This window comes from Bacillus sp. DC4300-2b2 (assembly GCF_049895685.1).
GTDB classification, from domain to species: Bacteria; Bacillota; Bacilli; order Bacillales; family Bacillaceae; genus Bacillus; species Bacillus safensis.
The window spans coordinates 177,179-203,159 of the sequence record NZ_JAFCSW010000001.1 but is presented as its reverse complement, the minus strand read 5'-3'; the positions used below and the strand labels follow the sequence as shown (position 1 = coordinate 203,159).

The following is a 25,981-nucleotide window of genomic DNA, read 5'->3' as shown; positions in this document are numbered from 1 at the left end:
AGGAAACAAGATGGCACAGATTCGTTTAGCAGGAACAAAAGAGGAGATCGACCGTATTCTACAGTCGTTTGACAAGCATTATGAGGTGACATATACATCAAAGGATTACGGAAAAACGAACCCAAAATACAAATATTCGAAGGATGTTCGCGTTTATATTGAACTAAAATTAAAATAAAGATAAAATTTTAATTGAAAACGCTTAAAGGATTTTCGTTTTTTGTATAGAATAGAGTTGAGTGATGAGAAGCTATGGAGGGATACATAATGACGGAATTTAGAATCGAAAAAGATACAATGGGCGAAATCAAAGTGCCGAAGGACAAGTTCTGGGGTGCACAAACACAACGAAGCAAAGAAAATTTCAAAATCGGTTCTGAGAAAATGCCAAAGGAAGTTGTGAATGCGTTTGCAATTTTGAAACGTAGCACAGCGATTGCCAACGAACGTCTTGGCAACCTTGAAAGCGAAAAAGCAGAAGCAATTGCTGCTGTATGTGATGACATCATCAGCGGAAAATATGACGAGCATTTCCCGCTTGTTGTTTGGCAGACAGGCAGTGGAACACAAAGTAATATGAACATGAACGAAGTCGTTGCAAATAGAGCAACTGCTTATTTGAAAGATAAAAATAGTGAGTTCAGCATTCACCCGAATGATGACGTTAACCGCAGCCAAAGCTCAAACGATACATTCCCAACTGCTATGCACGTGGCAGCTGTTTTAGCTGTGTACAAAAAGTTGCTGCCTGCTATTGACCAGTTAAGAACAACTCTTGATGAGAAAGCAAAAGCGTATCAAGAGATTGTGAAAATCGGCCGTACGCACCTGCAGGATGCAACACCGCTGACAGTAGGCCAAGAAATTAGCGGCTGGGTATACATGCTGGACCGTTCAAAAGAAATGATTCTAGAATCAACTGAAAAAATGAGAGAACTGGCAATTGGCGGAACTGCTGTTGGTACAGGCATTAACGCACACCCTGAGTTCGGTCAATATGTTGCTGAGGAAATCAGCCAGCTGACAGGTCAAACATTCAATTCTTCACCAAACAAATTCCATGCGCTGACAAGCCATGATGAAATTACGTATGCACACGGTGCTTTAAAAGCACTTGCAGCTGATTTAATGAAAATTGCCAATGATGTGAGATGGCTTGCAAGTGGCCCACGCTGTGGAATCGGCGAATTGATCATTCCTGAAAATGAGCCGGGAAGCTCTATTATGCCAGGAAAAGTCAACCCAACCCAAAGTGAAGCTTTAACTATGATTGCAGCACAAATCATGGGGAATGATGCAACAATCGGTTTTGCCGCCAGCCAAGGAAACTTTGAGCTGAACGTCTTTAAGCCGGTCATCATTTATAACTTCCTGCAATCCGTTGAATTACTTGCTGACGGCATGAACTCATTCCATGACAAGTGTGCAGTAGGAATCGAACCAAACCTAGAAACAATTGAGAAAAACTTGAACAATTCATTGATGCTTGTGACGGCACTTAACCCGCACATCGGATATGAAAATGCAGCGAAAATTGCGAAGCTTGCTCACAAAGAAGGATTAACACTAAAAGAAGCAGCACTTCAATTAGAACTGCTAACAGAGGAGCAGTTCGAGCAATTTGTGAAACCAGAAGAAATGGTGACACCGAAAGCAAAATAAGAAACCAGGGGCGGCTGCCCCTGGTTTTTTTCATTAAAAGTGATGTGTTTACAAATGATCCTCTTTCAAAATACGCAAAAGTGACTCAGAGTTGGTTTGAAGCGGTGCGTATAATTTTAATTGGTACAGCATGCCTTTCACGATGACTTGTCTTGGTTTTTGTTTGTTTAATTCATTTTCTAGAATGCCAAGCGCTTCAAATAATTCAGGTTCGTTCATCACTTCATAGTGTGATTCAGCAATCTCTCTTAATTCCTTTAAAAGAGATTCTGTGAGCGGATCGAATGACCGTTCATAAATCGGGCCAAACCAATCGCTCGCTTGATCTACAGAAATGAGAGGAAGGTCATTTCGCTTCATCATACCGCCCATCAAATCATCGATACGATGAATCATGGTTGTGGCAAGTTCTTCTGCTTCCAGCTGAAAATCATATAAAATCGCCAGCTCGAAATAAACGTGGCTCATGCCCTCAATCGTCAAACATAAATCAGCCATATAAGGAATAGCAGCATCTCCATATACTTGTTTAATGTTATCAATGTGAAGCTGGACGGTCGCAAGCCTAATTTGTTTTGCGAGCTGCTGCGTTTCTTCATTCAGTGGAAGCGCCCTGTCGCTCAGCTGCATTTTAATAAAATCCTTTTGCTGCAAAATATTATCATAATAGACAGTGAGCTGTTTTCGGTAGGCTTCTTTTGGTGTGCCGCCCTCTGTTTGAACCTCATGAATCCGGGTAAATACCTTATCGTAATAGTAATGAAGGATCGAAATGAGCAGTGCTTCCTTTGATTTAAAATAAAGATAAAAAGCACCCTTTGACATGTGGCATTCATCCGCAATTTCCTGAACAGACGTTGTGTTGTAGCCTTTGCTGGCAAATAATTTCATGCCAGCCTCAATGATCATTTTTTCTTTCTTTTTCAATATGAATGTCATCCTTTCTTACCGAGAGACAAATGTCTTAGGAAACGTGCGCAAAGAGATGTGACTTATCGGTCATAAACGACGAAAGTTTTCAAAAATTAATCAGATTGTAACTTGTTTTTTACAGTGTAATTCTTTATATTATAAAGTAAGGTGACCAACTGGTCAAAATATGTGAAAGGATGATGTTCCATGAGAGAAATCGATGATATGATTAGACGCTTGCGAACAAAAGGGATTCAAGTAGAAAAAGTCAAAATGCCGAAAGAGACAACCATTGAAAAGAAATGGATGTATCAAGCTGGCAAAAAGATCAAAGCCACATACCGTGATTTCAATGGGTATTCATTCATCTAAAAAAGACTGCGGTCAAAAACCTACAGTCTCTTCTTTGGAACTATGATTGTATAACGTACACCTAGATCATCATTTTCAATAGATATGGACGCTTGATGCATTGAAAGGATTCTTTTGACAATGCTTAATCCAATACCGAATTCGCCCTTTTTTCCCTTACTAAAAGGTTCGTATAGGTTGGACAGCATATGTTCTTCAATTGGAGGACCGTCATTTCGAATAACAATGCGGATTCGATCCTCTTCCTGTTTCATCTGAATATCAATCTTACTTTTTGCGTAGCGAAGTTGATTTTCTAGTACATTCTCAAATAATTTGCTCCATTGTTCTGGATCGCCTTCAAGAGCAGCCTCATCATCTAAGTCCACGTTCCACTGCAATTCATTTTTCGACCAGCGTATTCGGTCGACCACTTCCAGCATCGTATTACTGATTAGGAAGGAAGAATGTGCGGGATGTTGTTTTGATAAATAATCAAGCTTTGTTAAGTACAGCAGATCCTTTATTTTCTTCTCAAGCTTTTCCGCTTCACCTTCAATGACTTCCACCGTTTGTTCAAGATCTCCCTTAGGAAAAATACCATCTTTAATGGACTGCGTGTAGCCGCGGATGACCATGACAGGTGTTTTTAAGTCATGTGAAATATTCTGCAAAAGTGTCCGTTCTGTTTCATCCTTTTGAATGAGTTTTTGTCTCATTTCTTCAATGGTATGACCAAGCTTGCCAATTTCATCTTGCCGGTCAACGATAACAGGATCGTCCCAGTCTTCTTGTGCAATCCGTTTGACGTGCTTTTCAAACGCAACGATTGGTCGGGATAAATAGCGGGCAAGCCAAATCGATGGAATCCAGCTTAATAAAATAACGGTGCCTAAGATAAAGATCAGCTGTTTAAACAGCGTAAAGGACAGGTCGTCTCGATAAGAATCTGGTGCATAGGACAGAAGAATATATGGTGTATTGCCTGATGATACCTTTTTGATGACAAAAAAGATATGCTGACCGTTCACCTCTTCAGAATACCGTTTCGTTGCGCTTTTTTGTTTTTTCACAAACGATTGGATTTTCTCAATAAAGGCATGTGGAAAAAACTGCGCCATTTGATCTAATTCATCTGACGGAATCAAAATGTGCTGCACGGAGCGGTTCTCCGGTGTCGACTTTGGCGAACCGTCTCGGTTTAATGGATATTCTGTCAGCACTTGCTGTTCATTTTCGATATTTTTATAAATTTCATTTGTGAAGAAATCTCGTAATGTATTAGAAAATAGAATGATCAGGACAATGGAAATAGTGAGCAAAATGCCAGAGATCACAACCCAAATTTGAAAAGCGAGCGGTTTGTTCTTCATCCTTTCAGCATCCTATAGCCAAATCCATAGATGGTCTCGACCTTTAAGTCGGGCATTTTTTTGCGCAGCCGTCTAACAAGGTCATCGACTACACGATCTGTCCCGAAGTAATCGTGTCCCCAAATTTTGACGAGGATATCTTCACGAGAAAAAGCATGTCCTTGGTGATGTGTAAATAAAAGCAGCAAGTCAAATTCCTTAGAAGTTAAGTTAATGAGCTGATCCTCTTCATACACCTCTCTCACATCCTCATGAATGACATAAGAAGAAACGGTTGTGACACTTTGCTGCTGCGGGGTATCACTGTTTTTATACACAAGCTCCAGCAGCTTTTGTACCCGAATGATCAGTTCACGCGGAAGAAACGGTTTCGCAATATAATCACTGCTTCCGAGTTCTAAGCCGAGGACACGGTCGATATCTGCATCACGTGCTGAAATGAAAATGACCGGTACGTCAGGTGATGCGGCTTTGATTTCTTTAATGAGGGTGTAGCCGTCTGTATCAGGCAGCATGATATCTAAAATCCATAGATGCGGCGGCTTGTTCATTGCCTCGCGTGCCGCTTCTCCGGTTAAAAAAGAGGAGACATTCCAATCTTCACTCTCTAAATATTTGGTTAACAGTTCATTTAAGTTTTGTTCATCTTCAACTAAATATATGGTGTACGACAAAGTCTTCCACATCCTCTCAACGTCATTATAACGGGATACGAAGGCGGCATGTCAACAATCACACGCTTTTTTCACAATTTCACATATTCTTCTCATCATTATCCCATAATGTTTGATTATGATAAGGTCAAGGGAAAAAAGGGCATAGACAAAAGGCGGATGAATAGGTGCTTTTCATCAATGTGCGCACCTTGCTTTTTTTCTATGAATAAGTATTATATAATTTGACATATTGCCATAAAGTATTTTTCAATGATCTTTCCATTAAGAGGACCTGAGTCCTATCTAGACATATGAATGAAACATGATGTAAAGGAGTGCAAGCGATGGATTTCCGAAGAGAAGATGAAGAGAATAAGATGAATCATCCAGAAAATGCGAATCAAGAAAATGAAATGAATCAGCAAAAAGATACCCATCAAGAGAATGAGAAACAAATAGACGCACCAGAAAAAGAGAAGGAACTCGTTTTACACCAGCATGAAAACGAAGCATCTGCCGCGCAGGAGAGTGTGACGAATCATTCTCCTCAAATGGTGGATGACCGTGCGTCGAAAAAGGAGAAAAAGCGGAAGGCGGCATGGCTCAGCCCGATTCTTGGAGGAATTATTGGCGGGGGTCTTGTACTTGGCATTACACCGCTTTTGCCGCAGTCACAGGATACAGCTGCCAACACGCAAACACAGACAGCATCAAGTGAGCCGGCAGCCTCAGATAATTTCTCGACAAAACAAATCACCAATGCCACAAATGTTGCTGATATGGTAGAAGATTTAGAGCCCACCATTGTAGGTGTCTCAAACTATCAATCTACACAAAATTCGTTTGGCTTGAGCGGTGATCAAACAGAAGCTGAAGCTGGAACAGGCTCTGGTGTCATCTTCAAAAAAGATGGCAAAAAAGCGTACATTATTACAAATAACCACGTTGTCGAAGGTGCCAATAAATTAAAGGTCACACTATATGATGGAAAAACAAAAGACGCAAAGCTTGTCGGCAGTGATGTCATGACAGATTTAGCCGTTGTTGAAATAAATGCAGACGGCATTGATAAAGTGGCGAGCTTTGGTGATTCTTCTAAGCTTCGTGTTGGAGATAAAGTCATTGCCATTGGGAATCCGCTCGGTGCACAGTTTTCAGGTACTGTGACAGAAGGAATCATTAGTGGTCTTGATCGTACTGTTGAAGCAAATACGTCATCTGGTACAGTGGAGATGAATGTACTGCAAACTGATGCAGCCATTAACCCAGGAAACAGCGGGGGGCCACTGATCAATACTGATGGTCAAGTCATTGGCATTAACAGCTTGAAAATCAGCGAAAGCGGTGTGGAATCACTCGGATTTGCGATCCCAAGTAACGATGTCAAACCGATTGTAGATGAGCTGTTGAAAAATGGAAAAGTTGAACGTCCATACCTTGGCGTACAAATGATTGACCTTGAGCAAGTGCCTGAGACGTATCAGGAAAATACGCTCGGCTTATTTGATAAACAAATCGGCAAAGGCATTTACGTAAAGGATGTTTCAAAAGGTTCACCTGCTCAAAAAGCAGGCTTGAAATCTGGGGATGTCATCATCAAGTTCAAAGGGAAAGATGTAGTGAACAGCTCTCAGTTGAAAGAAATTCTTTACAAAGAAACAAAAGTCGGCGATAAAACCACAATGACTGTCATCCGTGAAGGAAAGAACAAAAATCTAGATATTACCCTTGGACAGTCAGAGAGCGAATAAATGAAAAAAACAGGTGGAGGTCAACATATCCACCTGTTTTTTTGTGCTTATTTTTTTGAAGAGAGTGTACGCAGTATGAGGTGTTCCCACATGTTCCACGGCAGAAGCTGTTTGGCTGTGAACGAAAGTCGTACGCCTTTTCCAACAAGATATCTCAGCCGTTTCAGCCGCTTCTTCTCTGCTAACCGAACAACAAGCTCTGCCACTTCACAAGGATCTCCATAGTTTGATTTCTGGGTATCAATATGGGCCATCATCTTTTGGTAGAGTTTTGTGTATTTTGATCCTTCTGCTGGCTGAATCATTTGCTCATTCATGGAGGTATTCCAAATATTTGTTTGGAAAGAGCCCGGCTCAATTAAGGCTGCCTGGATACCCAACGAAGCTAGTTCAATCCGTAAGCTTTCTGTATAGCCTTCCAACGCAAACTTAGAGGATACATATGGAGAAAGTGCAGGCATTCCCATTAATCCGCTGATACTGCTCATATTGAAAATCTTTGCGCCGCTCGTCATAAACGGCAGCACCGCTTGGGTCATTTCCATCACACCGAAGACATTCACTTAAAATTGCTGGCGGTACGTGTCAACAGGAACCTCCTCCGCAAAACCAGCAAAGGCTGTTCCCGCATTGTTCACAAGCAGTGTAATAGGTGCATAGGCATGAAGTTTCTTCTGAAATGCTTGAATCGACTGCGTATCAGTCACATCTAATGCTTCAATATGTATCATGCCGGATAAAGAGGCATGCTCGATTTCTTCAGCGAGCTTTTTTGCATTGGCTTCCTGTCTGACGCCTGCAATCACTGTATAGCCCCGCTTGGCGAGACGCATCGTGATGAGCTTACCGAAGCCGCTATTGGCACCAGTTACAATGGCTGTTTTTTTCATCATCCGGTTCTCCTTTTTGTTTAAATTTATCATAGTGAGCTGTTTTATTGAATAACAAAAAGGAGCCTGGAGAAGAATAAAAAGCGATGCTGTGAAATAGGAGGAAACACATGATGTGTTGGAAGAAGGCGGGACGAATAGGAGTGCTGCTCTTTATGCTGTCCGGCTGTCAATCAATTGAACCGTTACAACAAACACATGAAGCAGAAGCAGAAAGTCTGTCAGCTGTTCAAATGAAGGAACTGCCATTTCAGCATATGCATCTGCATGTACAATATGGACAGAAAAACGAATTATACGAAGCGACCTACCGTCAGGCAAGAGGCAAAGAGGAGGCAATCATTCGTGATCATATGAATGGGGTCCGCTATGAAGGGGAAGAAGCCTTGCGCGAGATGAAGATGAAGCTGAATGATATGCCGATTCCTAGTGCAAAGATCAATGAAGCGTATGTAAATGAACTATTAGCTGCTTTTAATTTAGATGATGATTATCAGCGGATTCAGATCGATCTGAAGCTCGAGGATGGGACCAAACGTACATTCCAAAGGAAGAAATAAACGATACTTTCTCATTTTTTAATTGAAAATGATTTTCAAGATCACTTAAATCTGATACACTAAATTGAGATAAGTGATCTTTTACGTCTGTACATAGACGATATTTACTATAAAAATTTGGATGAGAAAAGGAGCGTTTGAGCGGAATGAGTGCCATTTCTACTGAAGGTTTAAGCTTAGGCTACGGAGAAACAATGATCATCGATGAACTAAATGTATCAATCCCTAAGGGTGAAATCACAGTATTTATTGGCAGTAATGGATGCGGTAAATCCACGCTACTTCGCTCTTTGGCCCGTCTCATGAAGCCAATGGGTGGTTCTGTCCTGCTTGAAGGTCATTCCATTGCAAAATTACCAACAAAAGAAGTAGCGAAACAGCTCGCTATTCTTCCACAAGGACCAGAAGCGCCAGAAGGATTAACCGTGCATCAGCTAGTGAAGCAAGGCAGATATCCTTATCAAAATTGGCTGAAGCAGTGGTCGAAGCAAGATGAAGAAGCTGTGAACCGCGCATTGAAGTCAACAAAGATGGAAGACCTTGCTGATCGGACCGTTGATTCATTATCAGGTGGACAAAGGCAGCGTGCATGGATTGCGATGACGCTGGCCCAAGAGACCGATATTATTTTGTTAGATGAGCCGACGACATATTTAGACATGACGCATCAAATCGAAATTTTGGATCTTCTGTTTGATTTAAATGAGAAAGAGCAGCGCACGATTGTGATGGTTCTTCATGATCTCAATCTCGCATGCAGATATGCTCATCATCTTGTGGCGATTAAAGACAAGTCAATCTATGCAGAAGGCAGACCAGAAACAGTGATTAATTGTGATCTCGTGAAAAATGTTTTTGATATGAATTGCCAAGTGACAACAGATCCTCTATTCGGAACACCATTATGTATTCCGCACGGTAGAGGACGCTGTATTGTGCAGCAAGCGCAAGCTGAAACATTTCTTGCTGCAAGATAATCGTATGTCAAAAGCCTGACATCTGTATCTCACAGAGTCAGGCTTTTTTCTGAAAAAGGAGCGGAACGTCAATGGGAAAAGAATTAGATGAAAAGCTGGAAGGCTTGCTTGATAAATATACAGAGCTGCTGCTCGGTGAATCAACAGACGAGCTGAAACAAGATGTGAAACAATGGGTGATCTACTCTCATATTGCCAAAAGCATGCCGCCGCTAGCAAAGCATTTCAATGAAACGTATCCAGAAGCAAAAGAAGAAATCAAACACACGATTCAACGAATCAAACAGTTGAACGAAGCTCATCGCGCCAATAAAGACCGTTAAAAAACTGCCAGCATCAGACTGGCAGTTTTTTTCTTATGACATTTGTGATGATCCGTACGGAGATTGATCTGTCAGTGTTTGCTGGAATTTCTGGTGTGCCTGCTGGAGCTTTTGCTGATCAGCCGCTTCAACAGAATACCAGCCATATCGGAACATGACATCATATAAATGTCTTTGTGTTTTCTGTGTTTCGAGCGCAATTCGCTGAATATCCTGGTAAAGAGATTCATGACTGAATTCATTGAGCGCTGTGTTGTATCCGTTTGTCATATATTTTTCAGTCGACAACAGATCTGTAACGAAATCACGATCGTTCATGTTTGTTGTTGTGGGAACCGGAGTTTGTGGATTCCCGATTTTTTGTTGGTTTTGCTGTTCCATGTTTTTTCCTCCTATTGCATAAAGCCAGTAGACTGGCCTTGCCCTGAGCTGCCTAAATGCTGAAGAATTTGTGTATAATGCTGATGATGCATTTGGCCAACTTGATTTAATTCTTGTTTCAATGTTTGGTCCTGGCAATGCTCGGCCATAAAATGAGCCTTTTTCATGGCGATCAAGTTCCAGTTGAGCATATCCTCTAAGTACAAGGAATCCTTCACTGAAATGACTTCTGGGGGCATATTCATTGGCTGATTGTTCAACTTGTGTTCCTCCTTACGATTTTGTTTCCTTACTGATTCTTTTTATATTGCTGATTTTGACTGGTTTTTTTCCCGCCTAGGTCTGCTTCCTGTGATGGACCTGCGTTTCCTTTTACACTTGCAGCACTTACGCCTGCTTTCGATGGGTTTTTCTTCAAACGAGACATGTGGACATCACCTCCATTCTTACAATTCCCTCTGATCTTTAATTCATACGCCGCAAAATAAGGCACATGAGAATGTGTAAATTTTTGAAATCCGCTATTGAACTGTTTCGGAAAATCTTTTAAGATAAAGAAAGAGGCATTGCTTTTTTTTGGACAAAAAATGAATGACTGTTCATTCAAAATGTTTAGGGGGATATTTATGGGCAAACATATTCGCAAGGCGGCTGTCATTGGTTCAGGTGTCATGGGCTCAGGCATTGCTGCGCATCTAGCCAATATCGGGATACCAGTAACACTGCTAGATATTGTGCCAAATGAACTGACAAAAGAAGAAACGGCGAAAAAGCGAACGCTTGATCACCCTAGTGTTCGGAATCGATTAAGTCAAGAAGCGATGAAAAAATTGTTAAAGCAAAAGCCAGCACCTCTTACTTCAGCAAAAAACCTATCATACATCACACCGGGAAATCTCACAGACCACCTTTCCTTATTACACGATGCGGACTGGATCATTGAAGTCGTCACTGAAAAGCTCAGCATCAAACAACACGTATTTTCTCTCATCGACGAACACCGCAAAGAAGGAAGCATCGTTTCAAGCAATACATCTGGTATTTCGGTTGAAAAAATGGCAGAAGGCCGATCAGATGATTTTAAACGCCACTTTTTAGGCACACATTTTTTTAACCCAGCTCGTTATTTAAAGCTCTTAGAAATCATTCCTATTCAGGAAACAGATCCAGAAGTACTGTCATTTATGAAAACGTTTGGCGAGGATGTACTCGGCAAAGGTGTGGTTGAAGCAAAAGACACACCGAACTTTATTGCAAACCGCATTGGCACTTATGGGCTTCTTGTCACAGTGCGTGAAATGCTTGAGAACAAATACACCATCGGAGAAGTGGATTCTGTCACAGGACCCCTCATTGGAAGACCGAAAAGTGCGACCTTCCGTACACTTGATGTAGTGGGACTTGACACGTTTTCTCATGTGGCACGAAACGTATATGAACAGGTAGAAGGAAAGGAAAAAGAGATTTTCCAGCTGCCTGAGTTTATTGAAAGAATGCTCGAAAAAGGATGGATTGGCAGCAAGGCAGGACAAGGATTTTATCAAAAAAATGGGAAGGTCATTTTAGAGCTTGATCCAGTGACGCTCACATATGGAGAGCGCACAAAGCTAAAAGATCCAGGCATTGAGATGGCGAAACAGCAAAAGGGTGCAAAAGCAAAGTTGAAAGCGCTTATTTATCAGGATGGCCGTGCAGGGCAATTGCTTTGGAATATGACAGCGCCAGTACTTCTATATTCAGCTCGTCTAAAAGGTGAAATTGCGGATGATATTCAGTCTATCGATAACGCAATGAAATGGGGATTTGGCTGGCAGCATGGCCCATTTGAGCTGTGGGATGCAATAGGTGTCAAAAAAGCCGCCGAGCGCATGGAAGCAGAAGGCCACAGCATCCCATCATGGGTGCAAGACATGCTGTCAAAAGGACACGACACATTCTATCAAGAGAATGCTGATGGAGAGCGTGCGTTTTATCAGGAAGGGGCTTACGTACAGGAAAAAGGGAACGACAAACATATTTCTTTAGCTAGATTGAAAAAGAAACACGACGTCATCTTCAAAAATTCTGGTGCGAGCCTGATAGATATTGGTGATGATGTCGCTTTGCTCGAATTTCACTCTAAAAGCAATGCCATTGGACTAGATGTCATTGATATGATCAATCGCGCTGTTGATGAGACGGAAAAGAATTACAAAGGGCTTGTCATCGGAAACCAAGGGAAGAACTTCTGTGTTGGCGCAAACCTTGCCTTGATTTTAATGGAAGCACAGGACGACAATTTTTTTGAAATTGACTTTGTGATCAGGCGCTTCCAGCAGGCGATGATGAAGGTGAAATATAGCGACCGCCCTGTTGTAGCCGCACCGTTTGGCATGACATTAGGAGGCGGAACGGAGGTTTGCCTTCCGGCGGCGGCTATCCAGGCGTCCAGCGAAACTTACATGGGACTTGTGGAAGCGGGAGTTGGACTGATTCCAGGAGGCGGCGGAAATAAAGAGTTATATCTTCGTCACCTGCAAGGATCAGCGAAGCCGTCGCAGACCGCTATACAGGATGCAACGCTGAAAACATTTGAAACAATTGCAATGGCAAAAGTATCAACTTCAGCTGAGGAAGCGCGGGATATGAACATGCTTCGCGTGAGGGACCGGATTAGTATGAACGGGGATCACCTGATTTATGATGCAAAACAACTGGTGCTCTCTCTTGATGAAGCCGGTTATCGTGCGCCGCTCAAGCAAAAGGTGCCGGTCATGGGAGAAACAGGCTATGCAGCGATGATTTTGGCTGCTGAAAATATGAGACTGTCTGGATACATTTCAGAGCATGACATGACCATCGTAAAAAAATTAGCTCATGTCATTTCCGGCGGGAAACTGCCATTTGGAACAGAGGTAGAGGAGCAATACTTATTAGAGCTTGAAAGAGAAGCCTTTTTAAGTCTTGTAGGAGAAGTGAAATCACAGGCACGTATGCAGCACATGCTCGTCAAAGGAAAACCTTTACGTAACTAAGGGGGAGTCAAAATGAGAGAAGCAGTCATTGTCGCTGGCGCAAGAACACCAGTAGGGAAGGCGAAAAAGGGATCGTTAAAACATGTTCGGCCTGATGATATGGGCGCATTATGTGTAAAAGAAACGTTAAAGCGTGCCGGTGAATACGACGGTCAAATAGATGATTTGATCATTGGCTGTGCAACGCCAGAAGCAGAGCAGGGGTTAAATGTAGCACGAAATATTGGAGCACTAGCGGGACTGCCTTATACGGTACCCGCCATCACCATAAACCGCTACTGCTCGTCTGGTCTTCAGTCTATCGCTTATGCGGGTGAACGTATTATGCTCGGGCAGGCAGAGACGATTTTAGCCGGAGGAGTCGAATCAATGTCGCAGGTGCCGATGATGGGGCATTCCATTCGGCCGAATGCTCTCTTGGCAGAGCAAGCACCTGAATACTACATGAGCATGGGGCACACGGCAGAGCAAGTGGCGCAAAAATATCAGGTCACACGTCAAGATCAGGACGCCTTTGCGGTGAGGAGTCATCAAAAGGCAGCAAAGGCACTTCAAGAAGGGAAGTTTTCAGATGAAATTGTGCCCGTTGATGTAACAGAGCGACGGGTAGGAGAGCAATATCAATTAGAAGAGCATCAATTCACATTCTCACAGGATGAAGGTGTGAGAGCAGGCACAACGGAGGAGATTCTTTCTACTTTGCGTCCAGCCTTCTCAACAAAAGGCACGGTGACCGCAGGGAACTCGTCTCAAACAAGTGACGGGGCTGCGTGTGTGATGATGATGGACCGCGAGAAAGCATCCTCACTTTCTCTTCAGCCGCTCGCTAAATTCAGAGCATTTGCTGTTGGCGGTGTACCGCCCGAGGTGATGGGGATCGGTCCGGTTGAAGCCATTCCGCGTGCGCTGAAAATTGCTGGACTTGAGCTGAAGGATATTGGACTGTTTGAATTAAACGAAGCGTTTGCCTCTCAGGCAATTCAAGTCATTCGCCATTTAGGGATTGATGAAGAAAAAGTGAATGTCAACGGCGGCGCAATTGCGCTTGGACATCCGCTCGGCTGTACAGGAACGAAACTAACGCTGTCACTTATTCATGAAATGAAACGGCGAAACGAGCAATTTGGTATTGTCACAATGTGTATCGGCGGGGGCATGGGAGCAGCAGGTATTTTTGAATTGATCTAAAGGGGGAAATCAGGATGAAAGCATTGGAAGATGTAAAAAAGGGTGGAAGCTTTTTAATTGATGAGACGAATTATGAGCATATCTTTACACCGGAGGATTTCTCTGATGAACATCAAATGATTGGAAAGACAACAGAGGATTATATTTTACAAGATGTGGTTCCGCATATAGATCAAATTGAAAATCATGAGTTCGAGCATTCAGTCAGGCTTCTCAAAAAGGCTGGTGAGCTTGGACTTTTAGGAGCCGATGTACCTGAAGAATTCGGCGGGCTTGGATTGGATAAAATCAGTTCAGCAATCATTACTGAAAAATTCGCTAGAGCAGGAAGCTTCTCACTTTCCTATGGTGCTCATGTCGGTATTGGTTCTCTACCGATCGTGCTCTTCGGAAATCAAGCGCAAAAGGAAACGTACCTGCCAGGACTCGCCTCTGGGGAAACCATTGCGGCGTACGCACTCACTGAGCCAGGATCAGGCTCTGACGCTCTTGGAGCAAAAACAACTGCGGTTCTGAATGAAGCAGGTACCCATTATGTCCTCAATGGAGAAAAGCAGTGGATCACAAACTCCGCATTTGCCGATGTCTTTGTTGTGTATGCGAAGATTGATGGTGAACACTTCTCTGCTTTTATTGTCGAAAAGGATTTTCCAGGTGTCAAAACGGGACCTGAAGAGAAAAAGATGGGCATTAAAGGATCATCGACAAGAACATTAATTCTTGAAGATGCCCAAGTGCCGAAGGAGAATTTGCTCGGTGAAGCCGGCAGAGGACATGTGATTGCCTTTAACATTTTAAATATTGGACGCTATAAGCTGGCAGTCGGCACAATCGGTGCATCAAAGCGCGTCATTCAATTGTCGGCAGAATATGCGAACCAGCGTAAGCAGTTCAAAACACCAATTTCTCAATTCAGCTTAATTGGTGAAAAAGCAGCCAATATGTCAGCAAAGCTCTATGCGATGGAAAGTGCTGTTTACCGCACGGTTGGATTATTTGAACAGCGGATGGGCCTATTAAGTGACGAAGAGCAAAAAGACGGCAAACAAATTGCTCAATCCATTGCGGAATATGCGATTGAATGTTCTCTCTGTAAAGTCCTTGGCTCTGAAACGTTAGATTATATTGTGGATGAAGGCGTGCAGATTCACGGCGGATATGGATTCATGCAAGAATACGAGGTCGAAAGAGCCTATCGCGACTCACGAATTAACCGGATCTTTGAAGGGACAAACGAAATCAACCGTTTGCTTGTACCAGGTACATTCTTGAAGAAAGCGATGAAGGGAGAGCTTCCGCTGCTTCAAAAAGCGCAAACCTTACAGGAAGAGCTGATGATGATGATGCCGGAAGAGCCAGGCGATCAGCCGCTTGATCAAGAAAAATATTTGCTCGCCCATGCGAAAAAGGTTGCTTTAATGGTGGCTGGTATGGCAGCCATGAAATACGGGAAATCCTTAGACAAAGAGCAAGAAATTCTTGTGAACATAGCCGATATCGTCAATGAAATTTTTGCTGCTGAATCAGCGATTCTGCGTACGGAAAAGGCAATCGCTGCATCAGGCGCAGAAAAGAACGCTCAAAAGCTGGCTTATACACAAATTTTCACGCAGGAGGCTTTCTTAAAGATTGAAGCCCATGCAAAAGAATCCTTGATTGCGATGGAGGAAGGAGATTCACTCCGCATGAGTCTGTCAGCCCTTCGTAAGCTGACAAGATTTACTCCGATCAATGTCATCGCTAAAAAGCGCGAAGTGGCGAAACGAATCTTTGAAGCAGAGAAATATATCGTATAAGGACGGCTTAAAAGGTGCGGAAATCACTCCGCACCTTTTTGTAAGCATACATTTAGGTTTTTAAAATATTTTGTGATAAAATGTTGTCACAATTTGCAGGAGGTGAAAATGGTGGCTTTAGATTTTTACGAATACCCATCTTGCGGTACATGCCGAAAAGCAAAAAAGTGGCTGGAAGCACACAATAAAGACATCAACAGCATACATATCGTCGAAGAGACGCCTGATAAAGAAACATTAAAAGCCCTTTACGAAAAAAGCGGTTTAGAGCTGAAGAAATTCTTTAATACAAGCGGACAAAAATACCGGGAGCTGCAGCTGAAAGATCAACTTCCTGCAATGTCAGAGGACGAGCAGCTAGAATTACTCGCGTCTAACGGAATGCTGATCAAGCGCCCGATTACAACAGACGGTAAACGAGTGACAGTTGGATTTAACGAAGATACATTTAAAAGCGTCTGGAAATGATGTAACTTTCATTCAGATTGTGGTATCTTCAATATAGATTGTAAGAAAAGACTGGAGGGGTATTGAATGAGCACACCAAAAGATTTACGTTATTCAGAAGAACATGAATGGGTCAAAGTAGAAGGAGATAAGGTGCGTATCGGTATTACGCATTTTGCTCAATCTGAGCTGGGCGATATCGTGTTCGTTGAGCTTCCTGAAGTAGGAGACAAAATCACAGCGGACGAGCCTTTCGGAAGTGTAGAATCAGTAAAAACAGTTTCTGAACTTTATGCACCGATCAATGGCACAATCGTCGAAGTGAACGATGAGCTGGATGACAGCCCAGAATTCGTCAACGACTCTCCATATGAAAAAGCATGGATGATCGTTGTAGAACCAGCTGATGCATCTGAAATCGAGAACTTAATGACTGCTGAGCAATATGAAGAAATGACAAAAGAAGACTAATTCATGTAAAATTGGACACTCTACCTTTATGGGGGGTGTCCAATTTGTCTTTTCAAAAAGAACAGGTGGATATAACAGAGCATGTCACTGGACGATTCAAAGAAAGCGGCATGGTGCTTTATCATCAAAATGAAGAGATTGGCACAATGATTAGTGAAAATCAATATGAGCTGAAATCGGGATATTCCTATGATCAAAATCGTTTTTATCGTCTAACGGATACATTGACTCACGGGACAGAAAAATATGTAGACTGTGACGATGAAAATGGCTGGTGCTAATCACAGAGGAGACTGCAGTGAACAAAAACTGCAGTCTTTTTGATGAGGCGCTCAATCTTTACAACCTGAATGAAAGATTGTAATCTAAGAAAGAAGTGAATCAACGTCAAAAGGGCCGGGTGATCGTGATGAATGTCGAGATTGAAAAGGTCATCATTGTAGAAGGTAAAACAGACAAACAAAAGCTAAAAGAAGTCATAAGTGAACCTGTTACCATCATTTGCACCAATGGCACGATCAGTACATCGAAGCTGGACCAGCTTGTGGACGATTTAGTGGGGAAAGACGTTTACATATTAGCAGACAGTGACGATGCAGGCGACAAACTGCGGAAGCAATTTCGAAAAGAATTCCCTGAAGCACTTCATCTTTTTGTCGACAGAACGTACCGCGAAGTGGCCGCTTCACCGTCAGCCCACATTGCATCTATCCTATTAGCTGCAAATATTGATGTTCATTCGAAATATTTATGAGGGTGGACGTATTATGAAAGAGATTGAAGAACACGAATTCAAAGAGATAGAGGACGATTTATTTCTTTTATACTTATATACACCGTTTTGCGGAACATGCCAGCTGGCAAAGAAAATGCTGGCAGTCGTAGACGCCATGCAGCCGAATGTACCATTTTACGAAAACAATTTAAACTATTCACCAGGCTTTGCAAAAGCATTTGAGATCGAGAGTGTTCCTTGCTTTCTAATGTTTAAAAAAGGAGAATTGGTGCAAAAAGGCTATGCCTTTCACTCAGTTCCATATCTTCATGAAATGATTGAAACCGCTAAATAAAGCGGTTTTTTGTCATATTTCAAGAAATTCATCTGAAAATTTGTCGAGTTATTTATAAAGGACAAGAAGATGTTTGTAGAGAAATGTTATGTATAACCAAATGACAGGGAGGTTATACATGTGGAAAATGTGAAAGCCCATGGTAACACAGGGCAGCGTTTACTATTAAAACCGCTGCTCTCATCATCATCCTTGAAGATTACATTTGAGGCGGAAACTGACTCTTGTACATTGATTGTGGATGAACGTGGTGAAGTGAAGAAACTACCTGCAATTGAGTTATCGGATCTCATCTTTTATGGTGAGAGGAAAGAGATTCTACAATTATTAGATGGAGATATGTCCTTACAGCAGTTAATCAGCAGGGGACAAGTCAAAGTCAAAGGGTCATTCCGTGCGCTCCTTAGACTAGAGGCAGTGCTTTGGCTGACGAACGGTTTTTTTCGAAAAATGATAACGTAGTTGTTTACTTGGAAATTAGCGATTTACAGCGTTGACATATCTCAGATAGCATGATATTCTACGTTAGTAAAAACATGAACATCACATAAAACAACATATTTTCTCTTATTAAGAGAGGTGGAGGGACGTGCCCTATGAAACCCGGCAACCGTCAGCATAGCTGAAATTGGTGCCAATTCACTCAAAGCCGCAGCGCTTTGAAAGATGAGAGAAAGGCGTAATTGACATAAAAGGCCTTTCTGCTTGCGTTGCAGTTAGGTCTTTTTTACTGACCTGGCGTCAGGCTAGAGTCATGACAGCAGGAAGAATAAATAACGTATGTGATGGCAACCTATAGATTCAGCAAGAAAGCAGGTGATCAGACTGTGATCCATTTACAGAATGTATCAAAAACGTATTATTCAAAAAGCGGAAATGTTGATGCCGTGAAAGACGTCAACTTGGATATTGATAAAGGTGAAATATTCGGAATTATCGGGTATAGCGGTGCGGGAAAAAGCTCGCTTATTCGCCTATTAAACGGTCTGGAGCTGCCAACAGAAGGAATTGTTGAAGTGGCAGGCAACCGGATCAATGAAGTATCGAATGCGAAACTTCGGAAAGCAAGACAAGAAATCAGCATGATCTTCCAGCACTTTAACCTACTTTGGTCAAGAACGGTGAGACAAAATATTATGTTCCCGCTTGAGATCGCAGGGGTACCGACATCAAAACGGAGAGAACGTGCGAATGAACTGATTAAATTGGTCGGTTTAGAAGGAAAAGAAAATGCATATCCGTCTCAGCTTAGCGGCGGGCAAAAACAGCGTGTCGGCATTGCGAGAGCATTAGCGAATGATCCAAAGGTTCTTCTATGTGACGAAGCGACATCTGCGCTAGATCCGCAAACGACCGATTCTATCCTTGAGCTTTTGGCCGATATTAATAAACGACTAGGGCTCACGATTGTGCTCATTACACACGAAATGCACGTCATTCGCAAAATTTGTCATCGCGTCGCGGTCATGGAAAATGGACGTATTGTCGAAGAAGGCGAAGTATTGCGCGTCTTCCGACAGCCGAAGGAAGAAATGACGAAGCGATTTGTAAAACAGCTTGCGGAACCAGAGGAAGCGAAAGAAACAATCGAGCACGTCCTAGAGCGAGTAAAAGAAGGTCAGGTCGTACGGTTGTCCTTTATCGGTGATTCTGCCGAGCAGCCGCTGATCACAGAAATCATTCGATCCTTTCATGTCGATGTGAACATCCTTCAAGGAAAGATTTCTCAAACGCAGGAAGGCGCGTTTGGAACACTCTTTATCCACATTAATGGAGAAGAGACCGAGGTAGAAAAAGCCATCGCCTATATCCAAAGCAAACAGGTTGAAATCGAGGTGATGACACATGTTTGAGAAATGGTTTCCGAACGTTGATTTAGACGTCATCTGGAGTGCAACAGGTGAAACGGTATATATGACACTGATTTCATTGGCATTTGCCTTTGCAATCGGGATTATCCTGGGACTCCTGCTCTTCCTTACAGGAAAAGGCGGTCTTTGGGAAAATAAACCGATTAATGCTGTCATCGGCGCTGTCGTCAACATTTTCAGATCGATTCCTTTTATTATTTTAATTATTCTTTTACTAGGGTTCACGAAATTCTTAATGCATACGATTCTAGGCCCAAATGCAGCACTCCCTGCCCTTGTCATAGGGTCAGCTCCATTCTATGCACGTCTTGTCGAAATTGCACTGCGTGAGGTAGACAAAGGAGTCATTGAAGCAGCACGATCAATGGGAGCAAAAACGTCGACAATCATTTTCAAAGTATTACTGCCAGAATCATTACCAGCCCTTATTTCAGGTATTACCGTAACAGCAATTGCTCTGATTGGCTCTACTGCGATTGCAGGTGCAATTGGAGCAGGCGGACTTGGTGACCTCGCCTATGTGGAAGGGTACCAATCTGGTAATACAGATGTCACACTTGTAGCCACTGTGTTTATTCTCATCATCGTCTTTATTATTCAAATAATCGGTGATTTGATTACAAATAAAATTGATAAACGTTAAGGGAGGATTTATTCATGAAGAAATTGATTCTAAGTGCACTATTTCTAGCATTTGCAGGTATTTTAGCTGCGTGCGGTTCATCTAATAACGCAAGTGAAAGCAAAACCATTACGGTTGCCGCATCAAAAACGCCGCATGCCGAAATCCTTGAAGAAGCAAAACCACTTCTAAAAGAAAAAGGCTACGATTTAAAAGTGAAAGTGCTTAGCGATTATAAAATGTACAACAAAGCGTTAGCTGAAAAAGAAGTGGATGCGAACTTTTTCCAACATATCCCTTACTTAAACGAAGAAAATAAATCAAATAAAGATTATAACCTAGTGAGTGCTGGTGCGGTTCACCTTGAGCCTTTCGGTATCTACTCTAAGAAATACAAATCAGTAAAAGATATTCCAAACGGCGGCACAATCATCATGACAAACAACGTAGCTGAACAAGGTCGTATGCTTGCCCTTCTGCAAAATGCTGGTGTCATCAAGCTTGATCCAAAGGTTGATACAATCAACGCAACAGTAAAGAACATTAAAGAAAACCCAAAGAACCTAAAATTCAAAAAAATCGCGCCTGAATTAACTGCGAAAGCTTATGAAAACAGTGAAGGCGATGCTGTATTTATCAACGTCAACTATGCGATCCAAAATAAATTGAATCCGAAAAAAGATTCAATCGAACTTGAGCAAACAAAGAACAACCCATATGCAAACATCGTTGCGGTTCGCAAAGGTGACGAAAAATCAGATAAGATCAAGGCATTAATGGAAGTTCTTCACTCTGATAAAATCAAAGAATTCATCGACAAAAAATATGACGGTGCAGTCTTGCCTGTATCTGAATAACAACATTTCAACCTCGCTTCTATCAAAGCGAGGTTTTTTGTGTATTTTTTCAAATCTCGCTCATAATAAAAACGTACAAAAGACCTGAAGGGATGGAATCAAGATGAATGAACAGCATATGAGCGGATCCATGCAGCAATCACTGACTGATTATAAAACCGCAATGGGTGAATTCCAGAAGAAAGTGCCGGTGTTTGGGAAGAAATTCAATGAATTTACGGAGCAGTGCTTCCAAAGCGATTCATTAACTCAAAAGGAAAAACAAATGATTGCCCTCGGCATCAGTATTCATGCGCAGGATGAATACTGCATGATTTATCATACAAAGGGAGCGCTCGATCAAGGGGCGACAGAAGAGAATTTACTGGAGGTTGTCAGCGTGGCAGCAGCTTTTGGTGGCGGGGCAGCACTAAGCCAAGGAATCACAGTCGTTCAGCAATGTATTGATGAATTTGGAGGACAGACGCATTAAAAGAAGGAAAACACGGTATTTTTCCATATCACGGAGTTGAGTACTTCTCATCCGAATGTGTGAGAAAATATGCCGTCATAGAGCGTCATATCCCTTTTGAGTGAAGCCGCATACGTTTGCTACAATAAAGCTACACTCAAGGAAGGGAATGGTTTATTATTTGTTCGGACCATAGTACACTGGGATTGGATTATACCGCCGAGATGGAAAAGGCCATGCATCAAGCTCATGGCATGAGCTATGCAGAGTACGAAAGAGACCATGACTTAAGGATGAAAGTGGAATATAAACGAGAGCAGTCCTATCGAGATGAGAAAAGACAGCTCGCAAAAATGAATATAAGAGGCTAATAATAGCTGAGGGGCGGGGAGAACAGTTTCCCGCCCTTTCTTTATGAAAACAGTCTTTTCGACATAAATCCTTTTATCTACCTGCTTTTTTTGTTAGAATTTTGAGAGCATCCTCTCACGCTTATCGTGAATGTGTTGTATTCAGTTTTAATTTGTTATAAAATTAGAATGAGAATAAATTGAGAATAATGATTATTTTGGAGGTATCGATATATGACTGCTTCGACATTAACAATTAAGGACTTGCACGTTGAGATTGAAGGGAAAGAAATCTTAAAGGGTGTAAACCTCGAGATAAAAGGTGGAGAATTCCACGCAGTAATGGGACCAAACGGAACAGGTAAATCTACTTTATCTGCTGCAATTATGGGTCACCCTAAATATGAAGTAACAAAAGGCAGCATCTTGCTTGATGGCGAAGATGTCCTTGAAATGGAAGTAGATGAGCGCGCTCAAGCTGGTCTTTTCCTTGCAATGCAATACCCATCTGAAATCAGTGGTGTCACAAATGCTGACTTCCTTCGTTCTGCTATTAACGCACGCAGAGAAGAAGGCGATGAAATCTCTCTTATGAAGTTCATCCGCAAAATGGACGAAAACATGGAGTTCCTTGAAATGGATCCAGATATGGCACAGCGCTACCTAAACGAAGGTTTCTCAGGCGGGGAGAAAAAACGCAACGAAATTCTTCAATTAATGATGATTGAACCAAAGATCGCCATCCTTGACGAAATCGATTCTGGTCTTGATATCGATGCCCTGAAAGTTGTTTCTAAAGGAATTAACAAAATGCGCGGCGAAAGCTTCGGCTGCTTAATGATCACTCACTATCAGCGTCTACTGAACTACATCACACCAGATCACGTTCATGTCATGATGCAAGGTCGTATTGTGAAATCTGGCGGACCAGAACTCGCGCAGCGTCTAGAAGCAGAAGGCTATGATTGGATTAAAAAAGAGTTAGGAATTGAAGACGAAACTGTTGGTCAAGAAGCGTAAGCGTTAGGAGGATTATTGATGACATTAGAAACGAAATTATCAGTAGATCAAGATTATGTCAAAAGCTTCTCCGAGAAGCATCAGGAACCGGCATGGATGAGCTCCCTTCGCTTACAGGCTCTTGAAAAAGCAGAAGACCTCCCAATGCCAAAGCCTGACAAAACGAATATTTCAAAATGGAATTTAACGAATTTCAAACAGCATACAGTCGAAAGTGCACCATTTGGATCATTAGAAGAGCTTCCAGAAGAAGTGAAATCTCTTATTGATTTAGAGGACACAGATAAGACAGTCTACATTCAGCGTGATCAAACGCCAGCCTATTTGTCTCTTTCAGCTGAAGCAAAAGACAAAGGTGTGATCTTCACTGATCTTCATACAGCGATCCGTGAGCATGGAGATTTAGTGAAACAATACTTCATGACAGATGCAGTGAAAGTGGATGAGCATAAACTTACAGCTTTACATGCTGCTTTAGTCAATGGCGGAGCTTTCCTCTATGTTCCGAAAAACGTAGAGCTTGAAGCACCAATTCAAGCTGTTTATCTTCATGAAAATGACGAAACGACGTTGTTCAACCATGTCATCGTTGTAGCAGACGATCATAGTGCTGTGACATATGTAGAAAACTACATCAGTACAGCAAAACCAGAAGAAGCAATCTTCAATATCGTTTCTGAAGTATTCACAGGCGCAAACGCCCGCGTCACATACGGTGCTGTAGATAACCTTGCAGAAGGTGTCACAGTATATGTAAACAGACGCGGTATGGCTAATGGCCGTGACAGTAAAATCGAATGGGCGCTTGGCCTGATGAATGATGGAGACGTCGTGTCTGAAAACATCACAAAGCTTATGGGCGATGGTACATTCGGTGATACGAAATCAGTTGTTGTCGGCCGAGGGAATCAAACAGAAAACTTCACAACAAGCATCATCCACTTCGGTAAAAATTCTGAAGGGTATATCTTGAAGCATGGTGTGATGAAGGATCAAGCATCCTCTATCTTTAACGGAATTGGTAAAATTGAGCATGGCGCAACAAAGTCAAATGCAGAGCAGGAATCACGTGTCCTCATGCTGAGTGAGAAAGCACGCGGTGACGCAAACCCAATTCTATTAATTGATGAAGATGATGTGACAGCAGGGCACGCCGCTTCTGTTGGACGTGTTGATCCAATTCAATTGTACTACCTCATGAGCCGCGGAATTTCCAAAGAAGATGCAGAAAGACTTGTGATTTACGGCTTCTTAAATCCAGTTGTGAAAGAACTGCCGATCGAAGGAGTTAAAAAGCAGCTGATTTCTGTAATTGAAAGGAAAGTAAAATAATGAATATCAAAGACGTTCGTGAGCAATTTCCAATCCTTCATCAGCAAGTGAACGGACATGATTTGGTGTATTTGGACAGTGCAGCGACTTCTCAAAAACCAAGAGTGGTCATTGATGCAATGAATGAGTATTACCGGTCTTACAACTCGAACGTCCACCGGGGTGTTCATACCCTTGGCACAAGAGCAACGGACGCATACGAGGGTGCGAGAGAGAAAGTTCGTGCATTCATCCGTGCTTCATCTGTCCAGGAAATTATTTTTACTAGAGGTACAACGACTGCACTAAACACAGTGGCGATCAGCTATGCTAGAGCCAACCTCAAAGAAGGCGATGAGATTGTCATTACGCATATGGAGCATCATGCGAATATCATCCCTTGGCAGCAAGCAGCGAAAGCAACTGGCGCCACATTGAAATACATTCCGTTACAGGAAGACGGCACGCTATCGCTTGAAGATGTGAAGCAAACGGTCACACATCAAACGAAAATCGTCGCTGTCACACATGTCTCAAACGTATTAGGAACCATCAACCCAATTAAAGAGATCGCAAAAATTGCCCACGATCATGGGGCAATCATTGTCGTCGACGGTGCGCAAAGCACTCCGCATATGCAAATTGATGTTCAGGATCTAGATTGTGACTTTTTCGCATTCTCTGGGCATAAAATGTGTGGACCGACTGGCATCGGTGTGCTTTACGGGAAGAAGGACCTTTTGAATAATATGGAGCCTGCTGAGTTTGGCGGTGAAATGATCGACTTTGTGGATCTGTATGATTCCACATGGAAAGAGCTGCCGTGGAAATTTGAAGCGGGAACACCGATTATTGCTGGAGCAGTTGGACTAGGAAAAGCAATTGACTTCTTAAATGACATCGGTATGGAGGAAGTCAGCCGTTACGAGCATCAGCTTGCCACTTACGCGCTTGAGCGCTTTAAGGAGCTTGACGGTGCGACTGTTTATGGACCGCAGCACCGAGCTGGGCTTGTGACGTTTAACTTAGACGACGTCCATCCGCATGATGCGTCAACTGTTCTGGATACGGAAGGTGTCGCCATTCGTGCTGGACACCACTGTGCACAGCCGCTCATGAAATGGCTTGGTGTATCAGCGACTGCAAGAGCAAGCTTCTATCTGTATAATACAGAAGAAGAGATCGACAAACTGATTGCAGCGCTCCGTAAGACAAAGGAGTATTTTACGAATGTCTTTTAATGTAAACTTAGACACACTGTACAGACAAGTGATTATGGATCATTATAAAAATCCGAGAAACAAAGGTGTGCTAAACGACAGCATTGTCGTCGATATGAACAACCCAACGTGTGGTGACCGTATTCGTCTTACGATGAAAATCGAAGACGAAAAAGTCACTGATGCGAAATTTGAAGGAGAAGGATGCTCGATTTCGATGGCATCTGCCTCAATGATGACGCAGGCGATTAAAGGGAAAGATATTGAAACTGCTTTGAAAATGTCTCGGATTTTCTCCGATATGATGCAAGGAAAAGAATACGACGATTCCATTGATCTTGGTGACATTGAAGCGCTGCAGGGAGTGGCAAAATTCCCAGCTCGCATCAAGTGTGCAACATTATCCTGGAAGGCGCTTGAAAAAGGCGCATCTGCCGAAGATAACGGCAAATCATAA

At 42.4% G+C, this 25,981-nt stretch carries 31 protein-coding genes, 1 pseudogene and 1 riboswitch; of the genes and pseudogenes, 25 read left to right on the top strand and 7 right to left on the bottom strand.

All coding sequences use genetic code 11. The features are described 5' to 3' along the window. Nucleotides 1-10 precede the first annotated feature (10 nt). Together ACP69X_RS01150 and fumC are read left to right on the top strand one after the other, a co-directional pair. Nucleotides 11-178: a YvzF family protein gene (locus ACP69X_RS01150; RefSeq protein WP_003213147.1), complete on the top strand. Its 168-nt coding sequence runs from the start codon at nt 11-13 to the stop codon at nt 176-178. 89 nt (nt 179-267) lie between these two features. Further along, the gene (gene fumC / locus ACP69X_RS01145; protein WP_024423418.1) at nt 268-1,662 is read left to right on the top strand and encodes a class II fumarate hydratase; all 1,395 of its coding nucleotides are present in this window, start codon (nt 268-270) and stop codon (nt 1,660-1,662) included. A gap of 48 nt (nt 1,663-1,710) precedes the next feature. Here fumC and ACP69X_RS01140 read toward each other — a convergent pair whose 3' ends face one another. After that, complete coding sequence (locus tag ACP69X_RS01140; RefSeq protein WP_041088324.1) at nt 1,711-2,589, bottom strand: TetR/AcrR family transcriptional regulator; 879 nt, start codon at nt 2,587-2,589, stop codon at nt 1,711-1,713. Nucleotides 2,590-2,781: 192 nt separating this feature from the next. On the opposite strand from ACP69X_RS01140, the gene spxO reads away from it, so the two are divergent. Beyond that, on the top strand, nt 2,782-2,946 hold the full coding sequence (gene spxO / locus ACP69X_RS01135) for an anti-adapter protein SpxO (protein WP_003212782.1): 165 nt from the start codon (nt 2,782-2,784) through the stop codon (nt 2,944-2,946). A gap of 20 nt (nt 2,947-2,966) precedes the next feature. Here spxO and ACP69X_RS01130 read toward each other — a convergent pair whose 3' ends face one another. Together ACP69X_RS01130 and ACP69X_RS01125 are read right to left on the bottom strand one after the other, a co-directional pair. Beyond that, nucleotides 2,967-4,298: a HAMP domain-containing sensor histidine kinase gene (locus ACP69X_RS01130; RefSeq protein ID WP_426052341.1), complete on the bottom strand. Its 1,332-nt coding sequence runs from the start codon at nt 4,296-4,298 to the stop codon at nt 2,967-2,969. Beyond that, a complete protein-coding gene (locus ACP69X_RS01125; protein ID WP_041088328.1) occupies nt 4,295-4,972 on the bottom strand; it encodes a response regulator transcription factor in 678 nt (225 codons plus the stop codon). Before ACP69X_RS01125 ends, ACP69X_RS01130 begins: the two co-directional genes overlap by 4 nt. Nucleotides 4,973-5,298: 326 nt before the next feature. Between ACP69X_RS01125 and ACP69X_RS01120 the strand changes: the two genes are divergently transcribed. Continuing rightward, on the top strand, nt 5,299-6,705 hold the full coding sequence (locus ACP69X_RS01120) for a S1C family serine protease (RefSeq protein WP_426052340.1): 1,407 nt from the start codon (nt 5,299-5,301) through the stop codon (nt 6,703-6,705). Between the two features lie 47 nt (nt 6,706-6,752). Here ACP69X_RS01120 and ACP69X_RS01115 read toward each other — a convergent pair. Further along, nucleotides 6,753-7,598, bottom strand: a pseudogene (locus tag ACP69X_RS01115) (oxidoreductase). A 110-nt stretch (nt 7,599-7,708) separates the two neighbouring features. Between ACP69X_RS01115 and ACP69X_RS01110 the strand changes: the two are divergent. The 3 genes from ACP69X_RS01110 (at nt 7,709) to ACP69X_RS01100 (ending at nt 9,455) form a co-directional block, all read left to right on the top strand. Continuing rightward, entirely contained in the window at nt 7,709-8,155 is a 447-nt protein-coding gene (locus ACP69X_RS01110) for a YusW family protein (RefSeq protein ID WP_196770534.1), read from the top strand. A 146-nt stretch (nt 8,156-8,301) separates the two neighbouring features. Beyond that, complete coding sequence (locus tag ACP69X_RS01105) at nt 8,302-9,132, top strand: ABC transporter ATP-binding protein (protein ID WP_008347057.1); 831 nt, start codon at nt 8,302-8,304, stop codon at nt 9,130-9,132. Nucleotides 9,133-9,203: 71 nt separating this feature from the next. After that, complete coding sequence (locus tag ACP69X_RS01100; protein WP_041088338.1) at nt 9,204-9,455, top strand: YusU family protein; 252 nt, start codon at nt 9,204-9,206, stop codon at nt 9,453-9,455. A gap of 33 nt (nt 9,456-9,488) precedes the next feature. On the opposite strand, the gene ACP69X_RS01095 is transcribed toward ACP69X_RS01100, so the two are convergent. The 3 genes from ACP69X_RS01095 to ACP69X_RS01085 are packed head-to-tail and all read right to left on the bottom strand — an operon-like array spanning nt 9,489 to nt 10,263. Further along, complete coding sequence (locus ACP69X_RS01095) at nt 9,489-9,836, bottom strand: spore coat protein (protein ID WP_041088340.1); 348 nt, start codon at nt 9,834-9,836, stop codon at nt 9,489-9,491. Nucleotides 9,837-9,847: 11 nt separating this feature from the next. Beyond that, entirely contained in the window at nt 9,848-10,081 is a 234-nt protein-coding gene (locus tag ACP69X_RS01090) for a hypothetical protein (RefSeq protein ID WP_224426662.1), read from the bottom strand. Nucleotides 10,082-10,125: 44 nt separating this feature from the next. Further along, nucleotides 10,126-10,263, bottom strand: a complete 138-nt coding sequence (locus tag ACP69X_RS01085; protein ID WP_003212904.1) for a YuzL family protein — start codon at nt 10,261-10,263, stop codon at nt 10,126-10,128. A gap of 199 nt (nt 10,264-10,462) precedes the next feature. Between ACP69X_RS01085 and ACP69X_RS01080 the strand changes: the two genes are divergently transcribed. From ACP69X_RS01080 to sufU, 18 genes are all read left to right on the top strand, one after another. After that, nucleotides 10,463-12,850: a 3-hydroxyacyl-CoA dehydrogenase NAD-binding domain-containing protein gene (locus ACP69X_RS01080; RefSeq protein ID WP_426052339.1), complete on the top strand. Its 2,388-nt coding sequence runs from the start codon at nt 10,463-10,465 to the stop codon at nt 12,848-12,850. A gap of 12 nt (nt 12,851-12,862) precedes the next feature. Then, a complete protein-coding gene (locus tag ACP69X_RS01075) occupies nt 12,863-14,038 on the top strand; it encodes an acetyl-CoA C-acetyltransferase (RefSeq protein WP_041088345.1) in 1,176 nt (391 codons plus the stop codon). A gap of 14 nt (nt 14,039-14,052) precedes the next feature. Then, on the top strand, nt 14,053-15,834 hold the full coding sequence (locus ACP69X_RS01070; RefSeq protein ID WP_047202430.1) for an acyl-CoA dehydrogenase family protein: 1,782 nt from the start codon (nt 14,053-14,055) through the stop codon (nt 15,832-15,834). Nucleotides 15,835-15,945: 111 nt separating this feature from the next. Beyond that, nucleotides 15,946-16,302, top strand: a complete 357-nt coding sequence (locus tag ACP69X_RS01065; protein WP_024423406.1) for an arsenate reductase family protein — start codon at nt 15,946-15,948, stop codon at nt 16,300-16,302. A gap of 66 nt (nt 16,303-16,368) precedes the next feature. Beyond that, nucleotides 16,369-16,752: a glycine cleavage system protein GcvH gene (gcvH, locus tag ACP69X_RS01060; protein WP_008347039.1), complete on the top strand. Its 384-nt coding sequence runs from the start codon at nt 16,369-16,371 to the stop codon at nt 16,750-16,752. Between the two features lie 44 nt (nt 16,753-16,796). After that, nucleotides 16,797-17,033, top strand: coding sequence for a YusG family protein (locus ACP69X_RS01055; RefSeq protein ID WP_041088349.1), 237 nt, complete (start codon nt 16,797-16,799; stop codon nt 17,031-17,033). Nucleotides 17,034-17,161: 128 nt separating this feature from the next. Then, the gene (locus tag ACP69X_RS01050) at nt 17,162-17,506 is read left to right on the top strand and encodes a toprim domain-containing protein (protein WP_024423404.1); all 345 of its coding nucleotides are present in this window, start codon (nt 17,162-17,164) and stop codon (nt 17,504-17,506) included. A gap of 13 nt (nt 17,507-17,519) precedes the next feature. Continuing rightward, the gene (locus ACP69X_RS01045; protein WP_073979046.1) at nt 17,520-17,822 is read left to right on the top strand and encodes a thioredoxin family protein; all 303 of its coding nucleotides are present in this window, start codon (nt 17,520-17,522) and stop codon (nt 17,820-17,822) included. Nucleotides 17,823-17,942: 120 nt separating this feature from the next. Further along, complete coding sequence (locus ACP69X_RS01040) at nt 17,943-18,284, top strand: SCP2 sterol-binding domain-containing protein (RefSeq protein ID WP_024423403.1); 342 nt, start codon at nt 17,943-17,945, stop codon at nt 18,282-18,284. A 102-nt stretch (nt 18,285-18,386) separates the two neighbouring features. Further along, nucleotides 18,387-18,495: riboswitch (SAM riboswitch) on the top strand. 154 nt (nt 18,496-18,649) lie between these two features. After that, nucleotides 18,650-19,675, top strand: a complete 1,026-nt coding sequence (locus tag ACP69X_RS01035; protein WP_073979103.1) for a methionine ABC transporter ATP-binding protein — start codon at nt 18,650-18,652, stop codon at nt 19,673-19,675. Beyond that, nucleotides 19,668-20,336: a methionine ABC transporter permease gene (locus ACP69X_RS01030; protein WP_024423401.1), complete on the top strand. Its 669-nt coding sequence runs from the start codon at nt 19,668-19,670 to the stop codon at nt 20,334-20,336. The genes ACP69X_RS01035 and ACP69X_RS01030 overlap by 8 nt, the downstream gene beginning before the upstream one ends. Before the next feature lie 14 nt (nt 20,337-20,350). Continuing rightward, nucleotides 20,351-21,172, top strand: a complete 822-nt coding sequence (gene metQ / locus ACP69X_RS01025) for a methionine ABC transporter substrate-binding lipoprotein MetQ (protein ID WP_024423400.1) — start codon at nt 20,351-20,353, stop codon at nt 21,170-21,172. 103 nt (nt 21,173-21,275) lie between these two features. Then, nucleotides 21,276-21,644 (top strand): carboxymuconolactone decarboxylase family protein, encoded by a 369-nt coding sequence (locus ACP69X_RS01020; RefSeq protein WP_426052338.1) that lies wholly within the window; start codon nt 21,276-21,278, stop codon nt 21,642-21,644. Between the two features lie 215 nt (nt 21,645-21,859). Then, complete coding sequence (locus tag ACP69X_RS01015; protein WP_254965641.1) at nt 21,860-21,994, top strand: hypothetical protein; 135 nt, start codon at nt 21,860-21,862, stop codon at nt 21,992-21,994. Between the two features lie 213 nt (nt 21,995-22,207). Next, a complete protein-coding gene (gene sufC, locus ACP69X_RS01010) occupies nt 22,208-22,993 on the top strand; it encodes a Fe-S cluster assembly ATPase SufC (protein ID WP_007500355.1) in 786 nt (261 codons plus the stop codon). Between the two features lie 18 nt (nt 22,994-23,011). Continuing rightward, complete coding sequence (gene sufD / locus ACP69X_RS01005; protein WP_024423399.1) at nt 23,012-24,325, top strand: Fe-S cluster assembly protein SufD; 1,314 nt, start codon at nt 23,012-23,014, stop codon at nt 24,323-24,325. Further along, nucleotides 24,325-25,545, top strand: a complete 1,221-nt coding sequence (locus ACP69X_RS01000) for a cysteine desulfurase (RefSeq protein WP_073979048.1) — start codon at nt 24,325-24,327, stop codon at nt 25,543-25,545. The genes sufD and ACP69X_RS01000 overlap by 1 nt, the downstream gene beginning before the upstream one ends. Then, complete coding sequence (gene sufU / locus ACP69X_RS00995; RefSeq protein ID WP_039181277.1) at nt 25,535-25,981, top strand: Fe-S cluster assembly sulfur transfer protein SufU; 447 nt, start codon at nt 25,535-25,537, stop codon at nt 25,979-25,981. The genes ACP69X_RS01000 and sufU overlap by 11 nt, the downstream gene beginning before the upstream one ends.